General features: G+C 47.6%; 14 protein-coding genes. 12 read left to right on the forward strand and 2 right to left on the reverse strand.

Annotated features, from left to right (window positions below):
* Positions 1-36: 36 nt before the first annotated feature.
* Both parC and ACOMHB_RS01235 read right to left on the reverse strand, forming a co-directional pair.
* On the reverse strand, positions 37-2,310 hold the full coding sequence (gene parC / locus ACOMHB_RS01230) for a DNA topoisomerase IV subunit A (protein ID WP_448215168.1): 2,274 nt from the start codon (positions 2,308-2,310) through the stop codon (positions 37-39).
* An 87-nt stretch (positions 2,311-2,397) separates the two neighbouring features.
* Entirely contained in the window at positions 2,398-3,093 is a 696-nt protein-coding gene (locus tag ACOMHB_RS01235; RefSeq protein ID WP_448215169.1) for an endonuclease, read from the reverse strand.
* A 306-nt stretch (positions 3,094-3,399) separates the two neighbouring features.
* Here ACOMHB_RS01235 and ACOMHB_RS01240 point away from each other — a divergent pair, with 306 nt between their 5' ends.
* The 12 genes from ACOMHB_RS01240 to ACOMHB_RS01295 all read left to right on the forward strand — a co-directional run bounded on the left by ACOMHB_RS01240 (position 3,400) and on the right by ACOMHB_RS01295 (position 24,156).
* Positions 3,400-4,533, forward strand: coding sequence for a glycerate kinase (locus tag ACOMHB_RS01240; protein WP_448215170.1), 1,134 nt, complete (start codon positions 3,400-3,402; stop codon positions 4,531-4,533).
* Positions 4,534-5,190: 657 nt separating this feature from the next.
* Positions 5,191-6,753 (forward strand): FAD-dependent oxidoreductase, encoded by a 1,563-nt coding sequence (locus ACOMHB_RS01245; protein WP_448215171.1) that lies wholly within the window; start codon positions 5,191-5,193, stop codon positions 6,751-6,753.
* 191 nt (positions 6,754-6,944) lie between these two features.
* The gene (locus ACOMHB_RS01250) at positions 6,945-8,795 is read left to right on the forward strand and encodes an F-box/WD repeat-containing protein (RefSeq protein ID WP_448215172.1); all 1,851 of its coding nucleotides are present in this window, start codon (positions 6,945-6,947) and stop codon (positions 8,793-8,795) included.
* Positions 8,796-9,029: 234 nt separating this feature from the next.
* The gene (locus tag ACOMHB_RS01255) at positions 9,030-10,862 is read left to right on the forward strand and encodes a WD40 repeat domain-containing protein (protein ID WP_448215173.1); all 1,833 of its coding nucleotides are present in this window, start codon (positions 9,030-9,032) and stop codon (positions 10,860-10,862) included.
* A 272-nt stretch (positions 10,863-11,134) separates the two neighbouring features.
* Complete coding sequence (locus ACOMHB_RS01260; RefSeq protein WP_448215174.1) at positions 11,135-12,982, forward strand: F-box/WD repeat-containing protein; 1,848 nt, start codon at positions 11,135-11,137, stop codon at positions 12,980-12,982.
* A gap of 220 nt (positions 12,983-13,202) precedes the next feature.
* Positions 13,203-15,041, forward strand: a complete 1,839-nt coding sequence (locus tag ACOMHB_RS01265) for an F-box/WD repeat-containing protein (RefSeq protein WP_448215175.1) — start codon at positions 13,203-13,205, stop codon at positions 15,039-15,041.
* 237 nt (positions 15,042-15,278) lie between these two features.
* A complete protein-coding gene (locus ACOMHB_RS01270) occupies positions 15,279-17,129 on the forward strand; it encodes an F-box/WD repeat-containing protein (protein WP_448215176.1) in 1,851 nt (616 codons plus the stop codon).
* Positions 17,130-17,704: 575 nt separating this feature from the next.
* A complete protein-coding gene (locus ACOMHB_RS01275) occupies positions 17,705-18,790 on the forward strand; it encodes an IS630 family transposase (RefSeq protein ID WP_448218589.1) in 1,086 nt (361 codons plus the stop codon).
* Positions 18,791-18,920: 130 nt separating this feature from the next.
* On the forward strand, positions 18,921-20,417 hold the full coding sequence (locus ACOMHB_RS01280) for a WD40 repeat domain-containing protein (protein WP_448215177.1): 1,497 nt from the start codon (positions 18,921-18,923) through the stop codon (positions 20,415-20,417).
* 237 nt (positions 20,418-20,654) lie between these two features.
* The gene (locus ACOMHB_RS01285) at positions 20,655-22,502 is read left to right on the forward strand and encodes an F-box/WD repeat-containing protein (RefSeq protein WP_448215178.1); all 1,848 of its coding nucleotides are present in this window, start codon (positions 20,655-20,657) and stop codon (positions 22,500-22,502) included.
* Between the two features lie 505 nt (positions 22,503-23,007).
* The gene (locus tag ACOMHB_RS01290) at positions 23,008-23,676 is read left to right on the forward strand and encodes an epoxyqueuosine reductase QueH (protein WP_448215179.1); all 669 of its coding nucleotides are present in this window, start codon (positions 23,008-23,010) and stop codon (positions 23,674-23,676) included.
* A gap of 48 nt (positions 23,677-23,724) precedes the next feature.
* Complete coding sequence (locus tag ACOMHB_RS01295; RefSeq protein WP_448215180.1) at positions 23,725-24,156, forward strand: H-NS family histone-like protein; 432 nt, start codon at positions 23,725-23,727, stop codon at positions 24,154-24,156.
* Positions 24,157-24,177 lie beyond the last annotated feature (21 nt).

The following is a 24,177-nucleotide window of genomic DNA, read 5'->3' on the forward strand; positions in this document are numbered from 1 at the left end:
GTAAAAACCTGTGACCGGATGACTCAGGCATCGAGCTTAACAATCCTCCTCCTCCTTCTTGTTCGCCCGAATAACCTCAACACTGTCCACTTTCTGGAAGCCTCGGGGCAGCTTATTGCCTCTGCGACCTCTCTCTCCGTGGTAATGCTCAATATCTGCCGGTTTCAGAGTCACATGCCGTTTGCCGGCGTAGAGAACCAGAGCATCGCTCGAGTTCATCACCGCCAGATGAACCATCAATTCGATTCGATCCGATGCCCGTGCCGCAGGAATATTAATGATCTTGTTACCTTTGCCTCTTGCCAGCTTGGGTAATTCAGATAGCGGGAAGATCAGCATACGCCCTTCGTTGGTAATGGCAGCCAGCACCTGGTCTTCGCCCGTTACCGGTATAGGTGACATGACCCGGGAATACTTGGGCAAAGTCAGCAGAGCCTTACCGGCTTTGTTCTTGCTGACCATATCAAAATGCTGAACGACAAAGCCATAACCAGCATCGCTCGCCAGCAAATAACAGTCATCATTGTCACCGACACACAGCCCTTCAAAGGTCGCCCCGGAAGGTGGATTGACACGCCCGGACAGCGGCTCACCCTGGCCTCGCGCAGAGGGAAGAGTATGAGTTAGAATAGAATATGCACGACCAGTAGAGTCTATAAATACCGAAGACTGGTTACTCTTGCCCTTGGCAGACAGTCGATATCTATCCCCTGCCTTGTAGTTGAGACTGGCGGGGTCAACCTCATGTCCTTTGGCACACCGCACCCAGCCTTTTTCAGACAGCACGACAGTCACTGGATCAGATGTCATCAGGTCAGTTTCCGAGAGAGCCTGGGCTTCCTGTCGAACCTTCAAGGGTGAACGACGATCATCACCAAACTCTTCGGCATCGGCCTTGATCTCTTTTTTGACCAGGGTTTTCAGTCGACGCTCGGAACTGAGGGTCAGCTCAAGATTTTTGCGTTCGTTTTCCAGCTCTTCCTGTTCAGCACGAATCTTGATCTCTTCCAGTTTGGCTAACTGGCGCAGCTTGATTTCCAGAATGGCATCCGCCTGAAGCTCAGAGAGGCCAAATCGAGTCATTATGACTTCCCTGGGTTTGTCCTCATTGCGGATAATTTCGATGACTTCATCAATATTCAGGAAGGCTGCCAGTAAACCTTCAAGAATATGAAGTCTGGCCAGTACTTTATCCAGACGGTGCTGCAGGCGACGTCTGACGGTATCGGTTCTCCAGACCAGCCACTCCTTCAGCAGGGTATCCAGAGCCTTGACCTGAGGCTTGCCATCGACACCGATCATGTTCATATTGACCCGGTAGGTCTTCTCAAGATCGGTTGTGGCAAACAGATGGTTCATCAAACCATCGACATCAATACGGTTGGAGCGGGGAACAATCACCAGCCGAGTAGGATTCTCATGGTCTGATTCGTCCCTCAGGTCTGCGACCATTGGCAACTTCTTGGCCTGCATCTGAGCGGCTACCTGCTCCAGAATTTTGGCTCCGGAAGCTTGATAGGGCAGCGCTGTAACAATGATTTCTCCGCCTTCCTGCTGATAGACGGCTCTCATTCTCAGAGAACCTCGTCCCTGCCCGTAAATCTTCAGAATTTCTTCGCGGGGTGTGATGATTTCAGCTTCGGTGGGGAAGTCCGGTCCCTGAACATGCTCAACAAGCTCGGCAGTGGTTGCCCCCGGATGATCCAGCAGATGAATACAGGCGTTTGCCACTTCTCTCAGGTTGTGAGGAGGAATGTCGGTCGCCATACCCACTGCGATACCGGTGGTACCGTTCAACAGCAGATTGGGCAATCTGGCAGGCAAGATGGATGGCTCTTCCAGTGTTCCGTCAAAGTTAGGCACCCAGTCTACCGTGCCCTGTGCCAGCTCACCGAGCAGTACGTCAGAATAACGAGTCAGTCTGGACTCGGTATATCGCATGGCAGCAAAAGACTTGGGGTCATCCGGCGACCCCCAGTTACCCTGACCATCTACCAGCGGATAGCGGTATGAGAAGGGCTGCGCCATCAATACCATGGCTTCGTAACAGGCAGAGTCGCCATGAGGATGAAATTTACCCAGAACATCACCCACAGTACGGGCTGACTTTTTAAACTTGGCGGTATTTTTCAGTCCCAGCTCACTCATCGCATAAACAATACGACGTTGTACTGGCTTCAGGCCGTCGCCAATGTGGGGCAGAGCGCGATCCAGAATGACATACATGGAGTAATTCAGGTATGCGCTTTCTGTATAGGCCCTCAGTGACTGACGTTCTATTCCATCGTCACCTATGAAGGTCTGTTCCATTCTCTATAAACCTTGGGAGCTTTAAAAATGTGCTAATCGGAATATGATAATACCCTGATCGCAGATAGGACAGTGGAATGGGCTCATTCATCCCTCTGAATATCTTGAAACGTATGGATTCTCCCAGCCCTGAACCTCGGCAATACGAGCATTACGCTCAATTTCCCAGTCGGCTGCCGGATAGAGCCGGTCCCAGGCCTCATAGAGCTTTTTCTGACTTTTACTGATTCTGAAGGCGTAACGGCCTGCCATATACAGATAGATACGGGCAATCTGGCCCCGTTGTGTTATCGGTGGTTGTGCTTTTCGCTGCTTGAAATTGACTTTAAAGTCACACTGGCCATACATGTTGGGCGTATCTTGCAGAAAGCCGAAGCGGTAGTTGGATCGATCGCCATTCACCTCTCCTACGGCGGGCACCATATTGTGGAGATCCGATTCCATTTTGCGAAAATCGGGATTCTCGCCACAGCGCTTACGACCCCCTTCCTGCCAGCACTGGAGCTGATGACCAAATTCCCAGGCCGGTACAACATGTTCCCACTCAATCCTTGAAGCACGGTTTGGTTGTTTTCGTACCTCGTAGCCGCAGGATTGCAGGTCAGGCACCAGTTTCTTGCCGCGGACGGTTATATCACAACCGCAATAAAAACTGGTGAGGTGATCGGAATAGATTTTCACCGCTTCCCGCTTGGCCTGAGAAAAACTGGAGGGTGCAGACCAGGCAGAAAAAGGAAGCTGAGCAACGGAAAATACAATCAATAAACGAGAAGCAATGGACACGAATCAGACTCGGACATAAAAGACACAGGTCTTATTTTATTAAAAATTAGCCCTATGATTCCATATATGTTTCAGAATAGCCCTGACGTCTACTAAGTACCTGGCCAGTTGGTTTCGCATATTCTGGCGAGTGGATTTTTTCATCCTTCAAGGCGCAACGACGGGCGCGTAGCCATAGCTACGCAACCAGAGTTGGAACGCAGAAGGATGGAAAAAGCCGCCGTCCAGAATATGCGAAACCAACTGGTTAGGTACTTACGTATTGCGGCATCATAAAGACTGGTTGACACGGAAGAGTAGAAACCGATGAAAATTGTCATTGCCCCCGATTCCTTTAAAGAGTGTCTAACGGCTGCCCAGGTAGCCTCTGCGATCGAAACCGGCTTTAAGGAAATTCTTCCTGATGCGCAGTACGTCAAAGTACCTGTTGCTGACGGTGGCGAAGGAACACTTCAGTCACTGGTTGATGCCACGGGTGGACATTTTATAGAAGTGCCCGTCACAGGCCCTCTGGGTCATCAGATTCAGGCTGAGTTTGGCATACTGGGTGATGGCACAACCGCTGTCATTGAAATGGCCAGGGCGTCCGGACTGGAGTTGGTAAGTCCTGATCAGCGTGACCCGATGATTGCGACCACACAGGGTACCGGTGAGCTGATCCTCAGTGCGCTGGACAGGGGCGTCGACAAAATAATTGTCGGGATCGGTGGCAGTGCAACCAATGATGGTGGTGCCGGTATGGTGCAAGCTCTGGGGGTTCGTTTATTGAACGACCAGGGCAAGGAGTTGCAACGCGGTGGTGGTCAGTTATCAAGCCTGAGCAAGATCGATGCCTCTAACCTGGATCAGCGCCTGCAATCAGTAGAGATTATTGCTGCCTGCGATGTTGATAATCCGCTGACCGGTGACAATGGAGCTTCCGCTATTTTTGGTCCGCAAAAGGGAGCAACACCCGATATGGTCAAAGTTCTGGATCAGTCCCTTGGTCATTATGGCCTGATTATGGAACGCGACCTGGGTGTCTCTGTCTGTGACAGGCCGGGTGCCGGAGCAGCGGGTGGCATGGGGACGGCATTACTGGGTTTTCTCAATGCCCGGCTGGAGCCGGGTATTGAAATCGTCATGGCTGCTGTTGACCTGGCTGAAAAAGTCAAAGGGGCCAATCTGGTCATTACAGGTGAAGGCCGCATTGATGGTCAGACTGCTCAGGGAAAAACCCCAGTGGGTGTGGCCCGTGTTGCCAAATCATTGGATCTTCCGGTAGTGGCATTGGCCGGTTCAGTTGGGCAAGGGGCAGAGGCCGTTTATGCTCAGGGGATCGATGCCTTGTTTCCTGTAGTTCACGGAGCGGTGACTCTTGAGCAGGCACTGATGAAAGGAGAAGAAAACCTGATCAGGGCTGCCAGAAATCTGGCTGTAGCTTTGACAATGAAGCTCTAGAACGCTCAAGAGTGTGGGAGCGAATTGTTAGAGTTTTTTGACAGTCTCATAGTTTAAAACTGTGATTTACAAGACTAGCAGCCTGTCGGACTTGAGCGTCCGTAGCGAGGATTGCGAGAAATTGAGGATAAAAATTTCTGATTCCGAGGAGAATAGCGAGCTATTTGACGAGGGAGCAGGAATTTTTAGACCAATTTATCGCAACCGCAGTAGGACAGTCTTAAGTCCGACAGGCTGCTAGCGCGAGAGTTGCAATCAGGCATCAGGGTTTAACGCGGTCTTTGATTTTTTAATCCTTCAGTCCCTGGCAATAGCGGTAGAAAAATCTGAAATTTTGGAAATTGAATTCACAAACAAATAATTTGATCTATTTTTACCAATTGGCCTGAGTAAGTCGTAAGCTGATCTATTTCTCAGGCGTTCCGGAAATCCGACAGCTTGATCGGAATCAGGCCGGTAAAGAACAATAAGAGTTATACCAATCGTATTTTCTAACTCCCGTGATGAGCGTGGAGATTTTAGCCTTAAGACAAGGCGACGATCGCCAACGCAGGATTAAGGCTAAAATCTTCAGCGCAATAGGGAGTTAGACAGTTCGATTGGTATTAAAAGAAAAATACTCTGCAACGAATTGCCTATTGCTGAACACTTTTAAGAATGAAGTCTAAAAATATCATTAAGGTAGGTCTGCTGCTCACCTTATTCCTGAGTCCGACACTCCGGGCATTGACGCCTTCAGTTGTGATCGTAGGTGGTGGGCCTGCAGCCATGACGGCCGCCCAGACGATTGCCAGATACAACCCAATGGTCAGGATACGGGTGATAAAAAGTCATAAGAGTCAGGGGCAGCTTGAAGGGGCGGGTACTATTGAGAACTGGCCAGGTAGCCTGACAATCACGGGGAGAGGCCTGCAACAGTTGATGGAAAACAAGGCAAGGAGCAGTCCTAATGTCCAAATCATTGAAGATCATATCGTTGCCACTCAACTGAAGGGAAAAATGAAGATTTTACAGGGGGAGCGCTCCGTCTATTATGCGCCCCTTGTTATATTGGCATCGGGGGCAAAACCGAACCTGCCGACGATTCTGGAGCCCTACAAAGGCAACGGAGTATTTACCTGTACCGATTGTGATGGTCCCAGGTTTGCGGAAAAAGATGTTCTGGTGGTGGGTGGAGGAGCCTCAGCCATTGAACAGGCCATCAGCCTGCTCAGCCTCAATGCCAAAAAGGTGCATCTGGCCGTTCAAGGCAGTAGCTTCAAGGCAGAAAGCATCTTGATTGATCTTCTCTACAATGCACTGGAGAGAAGGAAGAAGGCTCTTTTTCTCTATTTCGAACATAATCTGGAGTCTGTTTACATCAATCAGGATGGCTTGTTAAATGCCACTACATTGAGTTTTGAGGGTGGCAGGCGCAAGCTGAGTCTTCCCATTTCTGGCGTGTTCTCAGCCATCGGACAGAAACCTCAATCCAGTATGTATCCTGATATTTGTCTGAATAACAAGGACTATATCCAACGCTATGATCTCAACCAAACCCCATGGTCCCAGCCCTTGATGAAGAGCAGCATACTGACACTGGGTTCTGTTGATAGCCCCTTTGTTACTCTCCTGATGGCTGCTGCCAGGGGAACCACCACTGCCCAGTGGCTGAATAAAACGGTGACAAAAAGTATCTGGCCGAAAAGGAGGGTCGCTATTCTTGGCGCAGGAATTGGCGGAAAAACCGCTGCTTTATATGCCAGTCGATCGGGATTTGATGTTGTTCTCATTGATACCCGAAACAGAAAGCCATTGAAAGGCTTCTGGCCAGTCCCCGACAATGAATCCAGCCTGCTCACAAGTCTGGATAAGCAGCTTCTCAAGTTATCCGTTTCTGCAACAACCGTAGATACCATTACCTTGACGCCTTTAGAAAATCTCTACCATGTTCAGGCTGACAGCCGTTCCATCGTGGTGGATGGCATCATTGCAAACACACTGGAATACGCGCCGGAGAGCCTGGGAATTGGCTCAACAGCGCCCGAGAGTCTGGATAACGAATACCGTTGGAGCCATACCTGTCAGAGCGGCGTGCTGACTGCCGGGGATGTTGCTGTCCAGCACGACCTGCCCAGACAAGCAATAACGGCCTCTTATTCTGGCTACCTTGTCGGCTTGCGGGCACTGGAAGAAATCCTGATGATGGAAGCGCAAGAAGCACTTCTCGATAGACCCTGAGCAACAACCGTCCAGCCTGTTCATTATTTGTTGTGGGGAAAGACAAAGAAAATGCATGGGCCGGTGGCATTTTTGTTAGTTGTTCTTAACAAGAAGTTCTTAACTTTTACTCTAAAGCCGACTTTACTTCACAGCGTTAATTTTGAATATTTTCTAATCGAGGACAAATACTCACTTCGAAGACTCCGAGTATGAATAGAACAGATAATAACAACACCGTTGGCGGTTCAGTTCCCCAGAGACCTTTTCAATCTACATTGGCGCAAGCACCAACTGGGGTCAGTGAGGGCAGAAATGTCACTCTATCTGACGAGAGTAAATCTTCACTGCTCAATTTGTCCGTCGACACACATTTGCAAATTATTGGCTGTTTGAGGCTTAGGGATATTGCTCGTTTAAAACAGGTATCTACCTACTTTCGAGAAGTGATTCAAGAAGATAATTCGCTGGCAAAGGCGTGGTATCGGCGTTTTTCTTCAAGGCACCACTTTCTACTTAGCACGATCGTCACTTCAAAAGACGATGATCAGCTCCGTTGTTGGATGGAGCGGTTTATAAACGATAAAGATTTAATCGAATCACTCATACAACGCCGAAGCAGTCCTCATTTACCTGCTCTGCTTCATTTCACTAATGCTGAACGAAAATCTCAATTTAGAACCTTTAAGTTAGCGACAAAAACCACTATTTCAGATGATGGCCTTGTCAACTCGGCCTGTTTCAGCGCTGATGTTCGCCATATGGTGACTGCCAGTTATAACGGCACGGCGAGAATCTTTGGCCTGGAGTCCGATGGATCATGGAAACCAAAAGTCCTCATTCTTAACTTCCATTCATCATGTTCAGCCAGCTTCAGCGCCCATGGCCGCCATGTAGTAGTCTCCAGTGACAACGGCACAGCACGTATCTATAGTCAAGAGGTCGATGGTTCATGGGAACGAAAAGCCGTTATTGTTCATGAGGACGCTGTCTATTCAGCCACCTTCAGTCCCGATGGTCGCTATTTGGTATCCATCAGTGCAGATGGTGAGGCGAGAATCTACGGTCTGGAAGCTGATGGTGCATGGGTAAAAAAAACCGTCATTTTTCATCAGGATCACTTTGTATCAGCAACCTTTAGCGCCGACGGTCGCTATGTGACGACCGTCGGTAGAGATCACACAGCGCAAATTTTCGGCCTGGAGGACGATGAATCATGGCAACCAAAAGCCATCATTCGGCATAATACTTCAGTCAGGTCAGCCAGCTTTAGCGCCGATAGCCGTCTTGTGGTGACTGTCAGTCGCGATCGCAATGCCAAAGTCCATTGTCGGGAGATAGACGGATTATGGCAAGAACAAGCCACTTTACCCAATGATCTCTCGGTCGCATCAGCCCGCTTCAGCCCCGATAGCCGCCACGTGGTGACTGTCGGTGACGATAACCTTGCGAAAATCTATAGCCAGAAGGATGGTGGATTGTGGGAAGAAAAAAGCATCATTTCCCATAATGGTTCGATTCAATCACTTAACTTCAGTGCTGATAGCTGCCATGTGGTGACTGCCAGTGCTGATGAAACGGCGAAAATCTATAGCCTGAAAGCCGATGGGTCATGGGAGGAAAAACAGACCGTTTTCCATGAAGATTGGGTTAGATTGGCGACCTTTAGCCCTGATAGCTGCCATCTGGTGACTGCCAGTGACGATGGTATGGCGAAGATCTACGGCCTGAAGGACGATGGGTCATGGGAGGAGAAAGCGACCATTCCTCATAGTGGGTGGGTCTATTCAGCGGCCTTCAGTACTGATGGCCGACATGTGGTAACTGCCGGTGACGACGGCGCGGCAAAAATCTGCGGTCAGATGCTCGATGGAACCTGGTTAGTGAAAGCGACCATTTCCCATGATGGTTATGTCCGATCAGCCACCTTCAGCGGCGATGGCGGCTATGTAGTGACCGTCGCTGACAATAATTGGGACCATGATGGTCGTCGAACCATGAAAATTACCGAACTTTGGGTGGAAGATGAACCCCTGTGTGAGGATATATGTCGCCTCTTTTGATTCATGACACTCCTCAATAGACCCTGAGCAACATCCATCCGTTCTGTTTAAGTAACTGTTAGGTACTTATCATTGGTTGCGGAGAAAAACACTGAAAATGCATGGCAGCATTTTTGTTAGTTGTTCTTACCAACATGTTGTGAACTTTTATCCTTAGACCGACTCTACATTGCCTCATTAATTTTGAATTTTCTTTCTAATCGAGAACAAATACTCACTTCGAAGATTCCGAACATGAATAGAGTAAATAATAACGGCACCGTTGGCAGTCCAGCTCCCCTGAGACCTCATCAATCTATATCGGCGCGAGCACCAGAGGGGCTCAGTGAGGGCAGAAATATCACTGTATCTGACGAGAGTAAACCTTCACTACTCAATTTATCCGTTGACACACATTTGAAAATTATTGGCTGTCTGAGGCTTAGAGATATTGCCCGTTTAAAACAGGCATCTAGCTACTTTCGGGAAGTTATTCAAGAAGATAATGCGCTGGCAAAGGCGTGGTATCGCCGTTTTCCTTCATCACACCAGCTTCTGCTTAACACAATCGTCACTTCAAAAGATGATAATCAGCTCCGTTGTTGGATGGAGCGGTTTATAAACGATAAAGATTTAATCGAATCACTCATACAACGCCGAAGCAGTCCTCATTTACCTGCTCTGCTTCATTTCACTAACACCGAACGAAAGACAAAATTTAGAATATTTAACTTATCTACAAAAGCCACTATTTCACACGATAGGCCTGTCAACTCAGCAAGTTTCAGCGCGGATGCCAGCCACATGGTGACAGCCGGTCGAGACGGCGCGGCGAGAATCTTTGGCCTGGAGGCCGATGGATCGTGGATACCAAAGGTCCTCACTCTTCAACGCTATTCAGTATGTTCATCCAATTTCAGCGCCAATGGCCGCCATGTGATAATCTTCAGTTTCAACGACGGCACAGCGCGTATATACGCACAAGAGGCCGATGGTTCATGGGAACGAAAAGCCGTTATTGTTGAAGCTGTCCATTCAGTCACCTTCAGTCCTGATGGTTGTTATTTGGTAACAGGCTCTTGGTGTGGCAGGGCGGTAATCTATGGTCTGGAGGCCGATGGTACATGGAAAATAAAAGCCAGTATTTCCGATTGGGAATGCTTACCGACCTTTAGCTCCGACGGTCGCTATCTGGCGATCGTCGGTAACGATCAGACAGCGCGAATCTTCGGCTTGGAAGACGATGGATCATGGCAACCAAAAGTCATCATTCGGCATAATAGTCCAGTCATCTTAGCTTGCTTCAGTCCCGATGGCCGCCTTGTGGTGACTGTCAGTGGCGATCGTAATGTGAAAGTCCATGGCCAGGAGATAGACGGATCATGGCAAGAACAGGCCACCTTACACCATAATCTCCCCGTTGCATCAGCCCGCTTCAGCCCCGATAGTCAGCACGTGGTGATCAGTGGCTATAGGTTTGCGAAAATCTATTGTCAAAAGGACGATGGATTATGGGAAGAAAAAAGCACCATTCCCCATAATGGTTCGCAATCACTTACCTTCAGTGCTGATAGCCGTCATGTGGTGGCTGCCTGCGCTGATAAGACGGCGAAAATCTATGGATTGAAAGCCGATGGGTTATGGAAAAAAAAAGAGACCGTTTTCCATGGATGTTGGGTTAGTTTGGCGACCTTCAGCCCTGATGGCTGCCACTTGGTGACTGCCAGTGACGATGGCAAGGCGAAGATCTACGGCCTGAAGGACGATGGCTCATGGAAGGAGAAAGTGACCATTTCTCATAGTGGCAGGGTCAATTCAGCGACCTTCAGCACTGATGGCCGACATGTGGTGACTGCCAGTGATGACGGCACGGCGAAAATCTGTGGTCAGATGCTCAATGGATCCTGGTTAGTGAAAGCGACCATTTCCCATAATGGTCGCGTCAGATCAGCCACCTTCAGCGCCGATGGCGAGTATGTGATGACCGTCGCTGAAAATGATTGGGACGAAAATGGTAGTCAAACCGTGAAAATCACCGAACTTTCGGTGAAAGATGACATCCTTGAGGATATATGTCGTCTCCTTTGATCTATGACTCTTCAGTTTCCGTGCCGTGCACGGTTATCCATAACTCTGTTCAGGGTAATTGAACAAAAAAATGTCTTCAGTATCTATCATCCGGTCTGTTCATTATTTGTTGCGGAGAAAGGCAAAGAAAATGCATGGGCTGGCGGTATTTTTGTTAGTTGTTCTTACCAACATGTTATGAACTTTTATCCATAAACCGACTCCACATAACCGCATTAATTTTGAATTTTCTTTCTCATCGAGAACAAATACTCACTTCGAAGATTCCGAACATGAATAGACTGGAAAATAACGGCACCGTCGGCGGTTCACCTCCACCAGAATCCTATCAGACTATATTGGCGCAAGCTCCAAAGGGAGTCAGTAAGGGCAGAAACATCAATGTATCTGACGAGAGTAAACCTTCACTACTCAATTTGTCCGTCGACACGCATTTGAAAATTATTGGCTGTCTGAGGCTTAGAGATATTGCCCGTTTAAAACAGGCATGTAGCTACTTTCGAGAAGTCATTCAAGAAGATAATGCGCTGGCAAAGGCGTGGTATCGCCGTTTTCCTTCATCACATCAGTTGCTACTCAGGACAATCGTCACTTCAAAAGATGATGATCAGCTCCGTTGTTGGATGGAGCGGTTTATAAATGATAAGGATTTAATCGATTCACTCATAGGACGCCGAGGCAGTCCTCATTTACCTGCTGTGCTTCATTTCACTAATACCGAACGAAAGTCTAAATTTTGGACATTTGAATTAGCTACAAAAGCCACTATTTCACATAATAGGCCTGTCAACTCAGCCAGTTTCAGTGCTGATGCCAGCCACGTGGTGACTGCCGGTCAAGGCGGCGTGGCGAGAGTCTTTGGCCAGGAGGCCGATGGATCGTGGATACCAAAAGTCCTCACTCATCAAAGCGATTTTGGCTGTTCAGCCAGTTTCAGCGCCAATGGCCGCCATCTGGTAATCTTCGGCTACGACGGCACTGCGCATATCTATGGTCAAGAGGCCGATGGTTCATGGGAACGAAAAGTCATTATCGTTCATGAGGGCGTTGTCTTTTCAGCTACCTTCAGTCCCAATGGTTGTTATTTGGTAACCAGTAGTTTGGATGGAACGGCGATAATCTCCGGTCTGGAGAGTAATGGTTTATGGGTAAAAAAACTCATTATTCTCCGTCATGATCCAGATGCTTTGGTGAATTTCAGTGCCGATGGTCGCTATTTGGCGATCATCGGTGAAGATAACACGGCGCACATCTTCGGTCTGGAGGACGATGGATCATGGCAATGGAAAGCAATTATTTGCCATAATAGTGCAGTCAGGTCAGCCTGCTTTAGCGCCGATTGCCGTCATGTCGTGACTGTCAGTAGAGAGCACAATGCGAAAGTCCATGGCCAGGAGATAGGTGGGCCATGGCAAGGAGAAGCTATTCTACCCCATGCTCCCCCAGTCAAATCAGCCCGCTTCAGCCCCGATAGCCGCCACGTAGTGACTGTCGGTGACGATAATTTTGTGAAAATATTTAGTCTGAAGGAGGGTGGATTATGGGAAGAAAAAGGCATCATTTCCCACAATGGTTCGATTCGATCACTTAACTTCAGCGCTGATAGTTGCCATGTGGTGACTGCCAGTGCTGATAAAACGGCGAAAATCTGTGGCCTGAATGACGATGGGTCATGGGAGGAGGAAGTAACCATTTCTCATAGGAATTGGGTCATTTCAGCGATTTTCAGCCCCGATGGCTGCCATGTGGTGACTGCCAGTGTTGATGGTATGGCCAAGATCTATGGCCTGAATGCCGAAGGGTCATGGGAGGAGAAAGTGACCATTTCTCATAGGATGTGGCTCAGTTCAGCGACCTTCAGCACTGATGGCCGACATGTGGTGACTGCTAGTCGTGACGGTACGGCGAAAATTTGTGGTCAGGTGCTTGATGGAACCTGGTTAGTAAAAGCGACCATTTACCATGCTGGTTGCGTCAGATCAGCCACTTTCAGCGCCGATGGCGACTATGTGATGACCGTCGCTGACAATGATTGGGACGATACTCGTGGTCAAACCGTGAAAATCACCGAACTTTGGGTGGAAGATGATCCCTTTGAGGATATATGTCGCCTCTTATGATCCATGACACTTCTCAATAGACCCTGAGTAACATCCATTCGTTCTGTTTATCATTGGTTGCGGAGAAAAACACTGAAAATGCATGGGCTGGCGGTATTTTTGTTAGTTGCTCTTAACAGCATGTTATGAACTTTCATCCTTAAACCGACTCTACATAACCGCATTAATTTTGAATTTTCTTTCTCATCAAGAACAAATACTCACTTCGAAGATACCCAGCATGAATAGTGTAAATAATAACGGCTCCGTTGGCAGTCCAGTTCCCCTGAGACCTCATGAATCTACATCGGCGCGAGCACCAAAGGGAGTCAGTGAGGGCAGAAATATCAGTGTATCTGACGAGAGTAAACCTGCACTACTCAGTTTGTCCGTCGAGACACATTTGAAAATTATTGGCTGTTTGAGGCTTAGAGATATTGCCCGTTTAAAACAGGTATCTAGCTACTTTCGAGAATTCATTCAAGAAGATAATGCGCTGGCAAAGGCGTGGTATCGTCGTTTTCCTTCACCACACCAGTTTCTACTTAACACAATCGTCACTTCAAAAGATGATGATCAGCTCCGTTGTTGGATGGAGCGGTTTATAAATGATAAGGATTCAATCGATTCACTTATAGAGCGCCGAAGCAGTCCTTATTTACCTGCTTTGCTCTATTTCACTAATACCGAACGAAAGTCTCAATTTAGAAAATTTAAATTAGCTGCAAAAGCCACTATTTCACATGATGGCTCTGTCAACTCGGCCAGTTTCAGCGCTGATGCCCGCCATATAGTGACTGCTGGTCAGGATGGCAGGGCGAGAATCTTTGGCCTGGAGGCCGATGGATCATGGACACCAAAAGTCGTCATTCACCAGAGGTACATAGCATATTCAGCCAGCTTCAGCGCCGATGGTCGCCGTGCAGTGATTTTCGGTTACGACGGCACAGCGAGTGTCTATGGTCAAGAGGCCGATGGTTCATGGGAACGAAAAGTCATTATTGTTCATGAGAAATCTGTCTATTCAGCCACCTTCAGTCCCGATGGTGGCTATTTGGTGACCTTCAGTGGAGATGGCACGGCAACAATCTGCGGTCTGTACAATGGTGCATGGATAAAAAAAGCCATCATTTGCAATCAGAGTTGCTTTGGTCCAGCGACCTTTAGCGGCGATGGTCGCTATATGGTGACCATCGGTGGCGATCAGACAGCGGATGTCTTCGGCCTGGAGGACGATGGATCATGGCAACCAAAAGCCATCATTCACCACGATACTTCAGTCAGGTCGGCCAGCTTTAGCGCCGATGGTCGCCTTGCAGTGACTGTCAGTGGCGATTGCATTGTGGACGTTCATGGTCTGGAGATTGACGGATCATGGCAACCAAAAGCCAGCATTCGCCACAATAGGTCAGTCAATTTAGCCAGCTTCAGCCCCGATAGCCGACACCTGGTCACTGCTGACGATTTTTTTGCGAAAATCTCTAGTCAGAATGACGATGGATTTTGGGAAGAAAAAGGCATCATTTCCCATGATCCGATTCTATCACTCATCATCAGCACTGATAGCCGCCATGTGTTGACTGCCGGCCATGATATAGCGAGGATCTATGGCCTGAGGGACGATGGATCATGGCAGGAGAAAGTGGCCATTCCTCACAAGTGCAGGGTCTATTCAGCGATCTTCAGTACTGATGGCCGACATGTGGCGACTGCCAGCGCTGACGGCACGGCGAAAATCTATGGCCTGAAGGACGATGGATCATGGCTGAAGAAAGTGACCATTTCTCATAAGAGCAGGGTCTATTCAGTGAACTTCAGTACTGATGGCCGTCATGTGGTGACTGCCAGTGATGACGGCACGGCGGAAATCTGTGGTCAGATGCTTGATGGATCCTGGTTAGCAAAAGCAACCATTTCCCATGGCGGTCCCGTCAGATCAGCCACTTTCAGCGCCGATGGCGACTATGTGATGACCGTCGCTGACAATGATCATAGTAATAATTGTGGTCAAACCGTGAAAATCACCGAACTTTGGGTGGAAGATGAACCCCTGCGTGAGGGCATATGTCGCCTCTTTTGATCTATGACACTCTGGCTTCCACGCTGTGCACGGTGGTCCTTCGACCCTGAGCAACATTTATCCGTTCTGTTTATCACTTGTTGCGGAGAAAACACTGAAAATGCATGGCGGCATTTTTGTTAGTTATTCTTAACAACATGTTATGAACTTTCATCCTTAAACCGACTCCACATTACCGCATTAATTTTGAGTTTTTTTTCTAATCGAGAACAAATAATCACTTCGAAGATTCCGAACATGAATAGAGTAAATAATAACGGCACCGTTGGCAGTCCAGCTCCCCTGAGACCTCATGAATCTATATCGGCGCGAGCACCGAAGAGAGTCAGAAAGGGCAGAAACATCAATGTATCTGACGAGAGTAAACCTTCACTACTCAATTTGTCGGTCGACACGCATTTGAAAATTATTGGCTGTCTGAGGCTTAGAGATATTGCCCGTTTAAAACAGGTATCTAGCTACTTTCGAGAAGTCATTCAAGAAGATAATGCGCTGGCAAAGGCATGGTATCGCCGTTTTCCTACATCACACCAGCTTCTGCTTAACACAATCGTCACTTCAAAAGATGATAATCAGCTCCGTTGTTGGATGAAGCGGTTTATAAACGATAAAGATTTAATCGAATCACTCATACAACGCCGAAGCAGTCCTCATTTACCTGCTCTGCTTCATTTCACTAATACCGAACGAAAGTCAAAATTTTGGAGATTTAACTTAGCTACAAAAACCACTATTTCACACGATAGGCCTGTCAACTCAGCCAGTTTCAGTGCTGATGCCAGCCACATGGTGACTGCCGGTCAAGACGGCGTGGCGAGAGTCTTTGGCCTGGAGGCCGATGGATCGTGGATACCAAAAGTCCTCAGTCATCAAAGCCATCTAAGATGTTCAGCCAGATTCAGCGCCAATGGCCGCCGTGTGGCAGTCTCCGGTTACGACCGCACAGTGCGTATCTATGGTCAAGAGGCCGATGGTTCATGGGAACGAAAAGCCGTTCTTGTTCATGAGGACGTTGTCTATTCAGCTACCTTCAGTCCCGATGGTTGTTATTTGGTAACCAGCTCTAGGAGTGGGGCAAGAATCTATGGCCTGGAGGCCGATGGTAAATGGAAAATAAAAGCCAGCATTCCCGATCAGCAAGGTTTGTATTCACCGATCATTAGCTCCGACGGTCGCAATGTGGCGATCATTAGCAACGATCAGACAGCGCGAATCTACGGTCTGGAGGACGATGGATCGTGGGAACCAAAAGCCATCATTCGGCACAATAGTTTAGTCGTGTCAACTAGCTTTAGCCCCAATGGCCGCCTTGTGTTGACTGTCAGTGGCGATCGCAATGCGAAAGTCCATGGCCAGGAGATAGACGGATCATGGCAAGAACAAGCCACCCTATACCATGATCTTTCGTATTCATCAATCCACTTCAGCCCCTTTGGCCGCTTCAGCCCCGATAGCCGCCACCTGGTCACTGCCAGACATAATTTTGCAAAAATCTATAGTCTGAAGGACGATGGATGGGAAGAAAAAGCCACCATTCCTCGTAAAAGTTTTCTATCAGTTATCTTCAGCGCTGATAGCCGCCATCTGGTGAGTGCCAGTGACGATGGTGTGGCGAAAATCTATGGCCTGAAGGCCGATGGGTCATGGGAGAAAAAGGATACTATTTTCCATGAAGATACGATCATATCGGCTACCTTCAGTTCTGATAGCTGCTATTTGATGACTTTCGGTGGCGATAAGGCGAAGATCTATGGCCTGAAGGGCGATGGATCGTGGCAGGAGAAAGTGACCATTTCTCATAAGGGGAGGGTCAATTCAGCGTCCATCAGCACTGATGGCCGACATGTGGTGACTGCCAGTAAAGACGGCACGGCAAAAATCTGTGGTCAGATGCTCGATGGATCCTGGTTCGTAAAAGCGACCATTTCCCATGCTGGTCGCGTCAGATCAGCCACCTTCAGCGCCGATGGCGAGTATGTGATGACCGTCGCTGACAATGATTGGGACAATCGTAATAGTCAAACCGTGAAAATCACCAAACTTTCTATGGAAGATGACATTCTTGAGGATATATGTCGCCTCTTTTGATCTATGACTCTACGTTTCCCGCGCTGTGCACGGTTATCCCATACCTCTGTTCAGGGTAATTGAACAAAAAATGTCTTCAGTATGTGTCATCCAGTCTGTTAATCATTTGTTGTGGAGAAAGACAAGGAAAATCCATGGGTTGGTAGCATTTTTGTTAGTTGTTCTTACTAACATGTTATGAACTTTCATCCTTAAACCGACTCTACATTCCTTCATTAATTTTGAATTTTCTTTCTAATCGAGAACAAATACTCACTTTGAAGATTCCAAGCATGAATAGAGTAGATAATAACAGCACCGTTGGCGGCTCAGTTCCCCAGAGACCACATCAATCTATATCGGCGCGAGCACCAGAGGGGGTCAGTGAGGGCAGAAATATCAATGTATCTGACGAGAGTGAACCTTCACTACTCAATTTGTCCGTTGACACACATTTGAAAATTATTGGCTGTTTGAGGCTTAGAGATATTGCCCGTTTAAAACAGGTATCTAGTGTAGTGCGACCTAATTAACAGTACATAAAGACTCCTAACGGTCTACTATGGATGTTATTCCAACCACTGCCTGTTTTTACTATGCGAGTTGCCACAGAGATAATACTTGATGCTTCTGAAGAAATACGACTCAGAAAGATTACTTCATCAAATACTTGCCCTCTTCGCTTGGCCCGCCGTGCCCAGATTGTTCTTCTCTCTGCAGAAGGAAAAAGCAATCTTGAGATTGCGCAAATACTGAAGATCGGTCGTCATCAGGTCAGCCGCTGGCGTGACCGATATGCTCAGGAAGGCTTCTCCGGGATTGAACAGGATCGAGCTCGCAGTGGCCGTAAAAAGAAGATTGATGCTGCTGAGATTGTGAGTCTGACCACAAACACCCTTCCGGAAAATGCCACTCACTGGAGCACCCGAACTATGGCTGCTGTTAGCGGTATCAGTGAGAGAAGTGTTCGCCGGATATGGCATGCATATGGCCTCAAGCCTCACCTGGAAAAGACATTCAAGGTGTCCCGAGACCCGAAATTTGTGGAGAAGCTTGAAGATATTGTCGGACTCTATCTGTCTCCTCCTGAACATGCGTTGGTGCTGTGCTGTGATGAAAAAAGTCAGGTTCAGGCACTCGATCGAACACAGCCTGGCTTACCGTTGAAGAAAGGGCGTGCCGCAACAATGACTCATGATTATAAACGACATGGTACAACCACTCTCTTTGCAGCACTGAATGTACTTGATGGTGCTGTCATCGGTCAGTGCCAGCAGCGTCATACCCATGTGGAATGGTTGAAGTTTCTTAAACAGATAAATAGGGAAACGGCAAAAGACAAAGAGCTGCACCTGATTTGCGACAACTATGCGACTCACAAACACCCGAAGGTGCGAGAATGGCTGGAAAAACATCCTCGTTTTCATATGCACTTTACGCCAACGTCAGCATCATGGTTAAACATGGTTGAGAGATTTTTTCGGGATCTCACGAGTCAGCGTTTACGCCGTGGTGTGTTTGTCAGTGTGCCACAGCTAGTCAGTGCGATTGATGAATATATTGAAAAGCATAATCAAAATCCAAAGCCGTTTATCTGGACTGCTAAGGCAAATGATATCTTAGAAAAAGTCGTTCGGGCTAATCGCCGGTTAAGTTGCAAAAAGAACGACGCACTACACTAGCTACTTTCGAGAAGTCATTCAAGAAGATAATGCGCTGGCAAAGGCATGGTATCGCAGTTTTCCTTCATCACACCAGTTTCTGCTTAACACAACCATCACTTCAAAAGATGACGATCAGCTCCGTTGTTGGATGGAGCGGTTTATAAACGATAAAGATTTAATCGAATCACTCATACAACACCGAAGCAGTCCTCATTTACCTGCTCTGCTTCATTTCACTAATACCGAACGAAAGTCTCAATCTAGAACCTTCAAATTAGCTACAAAAGCTACTATTTCACATGATAGCCGCGTCAACTCGGCCAGTTTCACCGCTGATGCTCGCCATATTGTGACTGCCAGTCAAGATGGCACGGCGGGAATCTTTGGCCTGGAGGCCGATGGATCATGGAAACCAAAAGTCGTCATTAATCAGGAGGATACATCATATGATGTCAGCTTGAGCGCCGATGGCCGCCGTGTGGTTATTTTCGATTACGACGGCACAGCACAAATCTATGGTCAAAAGGCCGATGGTTCATGGGAACGAGAAGTCATTATTGTTCATGAGGACGCTGTCCATTCAGCCGCCTTCAGTCCTGATGGTTGCTATTTGGTAACCAACAGTCAAGATGGCATGGCGATAGTCAGCGGTCTGGAAGCCGATGGTACATGGGTAAAAAAAACCATGATTCCCAATCAGAATTTCTTTCATCCAGCGACCTTTAGCGCCCAGGGTCGCCATATGGTGACCATCGGTGGCGATCGTAATCAGACAGCGCAAATCTCCGGCCTGGAGGACGATGGCTCATGGCAACCAAAAGCCATCATTCGGCACAATTATTCAATCAGGTCGGCCAGCTTCAGCGCCGATAGCCGCCTTCTAGTGACTGTCAGTAACGATCCCAATGCGAAAGTCCATGGTCTGGAGATTGACGGATCATGGCAACCACAAGCCTGCATCCGCCACAGGAGGTCAGTCAAGTTAGCCAGCTTCAGCCCCGATGGCCGCCACCTGGTCACTGCTGACGATTTATTTGCGAAAATCTCTAGTCAGAATGACGATGGATTATGGGAAGAAAAAGGCAACATTTCCTATCATGGGATTCAATCACTCATCATCAGCACTGATAGCCGCCATGTGTTGACTGCCAGTCAAGATGGTATGGTGAAGATCTATGGCCTGAAGGACGATGGATCATGGCAGGAGAAAGTGACTATTTCTCATAAGAGTAAGGTCTATTCAGCGACTTTCAGCACTGATGGCCGACATGTGGCGACTGCCAGTGATGACGGCACGGCGAAAATCTATGGCCAGAAGGACGATGGAACATGGCAGGAGAAAATGACCATCTCTCATAAGAGCAGGGTCTATTCAGCGACCTTCAGCACTGATGGCCGACATGTGGTGACTGCCAGTGATGACGGCACGGCGAAAATCTGTGGTCAGATGCTCGATGGATCCTGGTTAGTAAAAGCGATCATTTCCCATCACGGTCAAGTCTTGTCAGCCAGCTTCAGCGCTGATGGCGACTATGTGATTACCGTCTCTGATAATGATCAGGATGTTGGTGGTCAAACCGTGAAAATCACCGAACTTTGGGTGGAAGATGAACCCCTGCGTGAGAATATATGTCGCCTCTTTTGATCCATGACACTCTGGCCTCCACACTGTGCACGGTGGTCCTACGACCCTGAGCAACATCCATCCGTTCTGTTTGTCATTTGTTGTGGAGAAAACACTGAAAATGCATGGCGGCATTTTTGTTAGTTGTTCTTAACAAGATGTTATGAACTTTCATCCTTAAACCGACTCTACGTTACCACATTAATTTTGAGTTTTATTTCTCATCAAGAATAAATACTGACTTTGAGGATTCCGAACATGAATGGACTAGAAAATAACGGCACCACCAGTGGTTCACCTCCACCAGAACTCTATCAGTCTATATTGGCGCAAGCTCCAACGGGTGTCAGTGAGGGCAGAAATATCAGTGTATCTGACGAGAGTGAACCTTCACTACTCAATTTGTCCGTTGACACACATTTGAAAATTATTGGCTGTTTGAGGCTTAGAGATATTGCCCGTTTAAAACAGGTATCCAGCTACTTTCGAGAAGTCATTCAAGAAGATAATGCGCTGGCAAAGGCATGGTATCGCAGTTTTCCTTCATCACACCAGCTTCTACTTAACACAATCATCACTTCAAAAGATGACGATCAGCTCCGTTGTTGGATGGAGCGGTTTATAAACGATAAAGATTTAATCGAATCACTGATACAACACCGGAGCGATCCTCATTTACCTCCTCTGCTTCATTTCACTAATACCGAACGAAAGTCTCAAACTAGAACCTTCAAATTAGCTACAAAAGCCACTATTTCACATGATAGCCGCGTCAACTCGGCCAGTTTCACCGCTGATGCCAGCCACGCGGTGACTGCCAGTCAGGATGGCACGGCGAGAATCTTTGGCCTGGAGGCCGATGGATCATGGAAACCAAAAGTCGTCATTAATCAGGAGGATACATCATTTGATGCCAGCTTGAGCGCCGATGGCCGCCGTGTGGTTATTTTCGATTACGACGGCAGAGCGCAAATCTATGGTCAAAAGGCCGATGGTTCATGGGAACGAGAAGTCATTACTGTTCATGAGGACGCTGTCCATTCAGCCGCCTTCAGTCCTGATGGTTGCTATTTGGTAACCAACAGTCAAGATGGCATGGCGATAGTCAGCGGTCTGGAAGCCGATGGTACATGGGTAAAAAAAACCATGATTCCCAATCAGAATTTCTTTCATTCAGCGACCTTTAGCGCCCAGGGTCGCCATATGGTGACCATCGGTGGCGATCGTAATCAGACAGCGCAAATCTCCGGCCTGGAGGACGATGGCTCATGGCAACCAAAAGCCATCATTCGGCACAATTATTCAATCAGTTCGGCCAGCTTCAGCGCCGATAGCCGCCTTGTGGTGACTGCCAGTAAAGATCAAAATGTGAAAGTCCATGGCCTGGAGATTGACGGATCATGGCAACCAAAAGCCAGCATCCGCCACAGGAGGTCAGACAAGTTAGCCAGCTTCAGCCCCGATAGCCGCCACCTGGTCACTGCTGTCGATAATTTTGCGAAAATCTCTAGTCAGAATGACGATGGGTTATGGGAAGAAAAAGGCACCATTTCCCATGTTCACTCGATTCTATCACTTATCATCAGCACTGATAGCGGCCATGTGTTGACTGCCGGTTATGATGGTATGGCGAAGATCTATGGCCTGAAGGACGATGGAGCATGGCAGGAGAAAATGACCATTTCTCATAAGAGCAGGGTCTATTCAGCGACCTTCAGCGCTGATGGTCGGCATGTGGCGACTGCCAGTGGTGATGGCACGGCGAAAATCTATGGCTTGAAGGACGACGGAACATGGCAGGAGAAATTGACCGTTTCTCATAAGAGCAGGGTCTATTCAGCGACCTTCAGCACTGATGGTCGACATGTGGTGACTGCCAGTGATGACGGCACGGCGAAAATCTGTGGTCAGATGCCCGATGGAACCTGGTTAGTAAAAGCGATCATTTCCCATCACGGTCAAGTCTTGTCAGCCAGCTTCAGCGCTGATGGCGACTATGTGATGACCGTCTCTGATAATGAACAGGATGATGTTGTAGATGTGAAAATCACCGAACTTAGGGTGGAAGATGAACCCCTGCGTGAGGGTATATCCCGCCTCTTTTGATCCGTGGTTCTGGCCCCCACGTTGTGCATGGGTATCCATTCTCCTGTTCAGGCCATTTGAATAAAAATGTCTTTTATTGGACTCCTCAACAAGGCCTGCTGCAGGTCTTCGATCGATGATTGGCCTTGAATCAATAAATGACAAACCTGTTGGTAATGCCTGAACTCCCGAAAGGCACCCTGATGGAAATAGATGATGATGGTCATTATTTCAGTGAGCGACAGTTTTGATATATCACTTTTGCTCTATTGGCGTCGCAGACGAGTTGCTTATGCTGCCCGGTTGCAAAACTCAGGCAGAAATCATCGACATTACAGAATACATTGGCCATAGACACGAAGCCTTTGGTAGTTGTCTATGGTTTGGTATCTTGACGTTAGCTAAGATGTCTGGAGGTTTTCTGCGTTGAACTCATCTTAACTCATGGATATAAGAAAAAAGCATTTCTCAATTGACGCGTTTGCTATTTAACTGATGATTACGACTGGATTCAGGTATCCACATTATGAATTCACCTTACTCTGTAGATAACTATCAAAGGCCTGTCCTGAAGTCTCCCAACGGCTCAAGGAGAATTTTATTGCATTCTTGTTGTGCACCTTGCGCCTGCGAAATCATTAGTGCCATTAAAGCCTCTGGTTTTGAGCAGACGGTATATTTTTATAATCCTAACATTCATCCTCTGGAAGAATATGAGTTAAGGAAAAAAGAGAACAAGCGTTACTGTGAAAAAAATGACATCAACTTTATTGATGCCGACTATGATACTGAAAACTGGTTTGATCGTGTCAAGGGTTACGAGGACGAGCCGGAGCGTGGAGAAAGATGTTCAATATGCTTTTCGATGCGTTTTGAGAGAACAGCGTTGTATGCTTTTGAACATGGGTTTAATCTCATCTCCAGTACATTGGGTATTTCTCGCTGGAAGAACCTTGAGCAAATCAATCGCTGCGGCGTTGAAGCTGCCGGTCGGTATCCGGACCTGACGTACTGGACTGTTAATTGGCGCAAACAGGGTGGCGCTTCAAGAATGATTGAAATTTCCAAAGATGAGCATTTCTATCAACAGGAGTATTGTGGCTGTGTGTATAGCCTGAGAGATACTAATCGTTGGCGAATGAGTCGGGGTCGCCCTAGAATTAAACGACTTATCACGTTTTATGGTGAACGCTGAATGGTGCCTTCACAAGCTGACGGCATTTGTTTGATACACTGAGGTCTGATGATGAATATATTTGATGAACTTCTGCATCGTCTGGGTAGTAAAACCAGAATCCGTTCTCTCTTCAAGGATATGGGTATGGATGAGATGGAGCGCATCATTAACCGGTTGAATGAGGTGCTGGAAGAAAAAAATCAGGAAAAAGAAGCCGCTGATATAAAAAGAAAACAAAAGCTTCAGAGCGTAGAAGAGATCAAGAAAGTCATGGAGGCCAAAGGTCTTTCGATGTCTGATCTGAATCTTTTGCAAGAGGTAGGCAAGGAAGGCAAGCGTAAGAGAAACGTCTCCAAACATAACTTTGAGTTTCAGACAAACTCCGGAGACACGGTGCGTTGGTTCGGTTCAACAACAGGGCGCCTGCCCAAAGATTTTCAGGACTATCTGGATCGTACCGGTAAAAAGCGGATTGAATGTGTTATTGAAAGTGAGTAGTTGTTGATGATGGTAATAGTA

This window comes from Endozoicomonas sp. 2B-B, assembly GCF_053470045.1.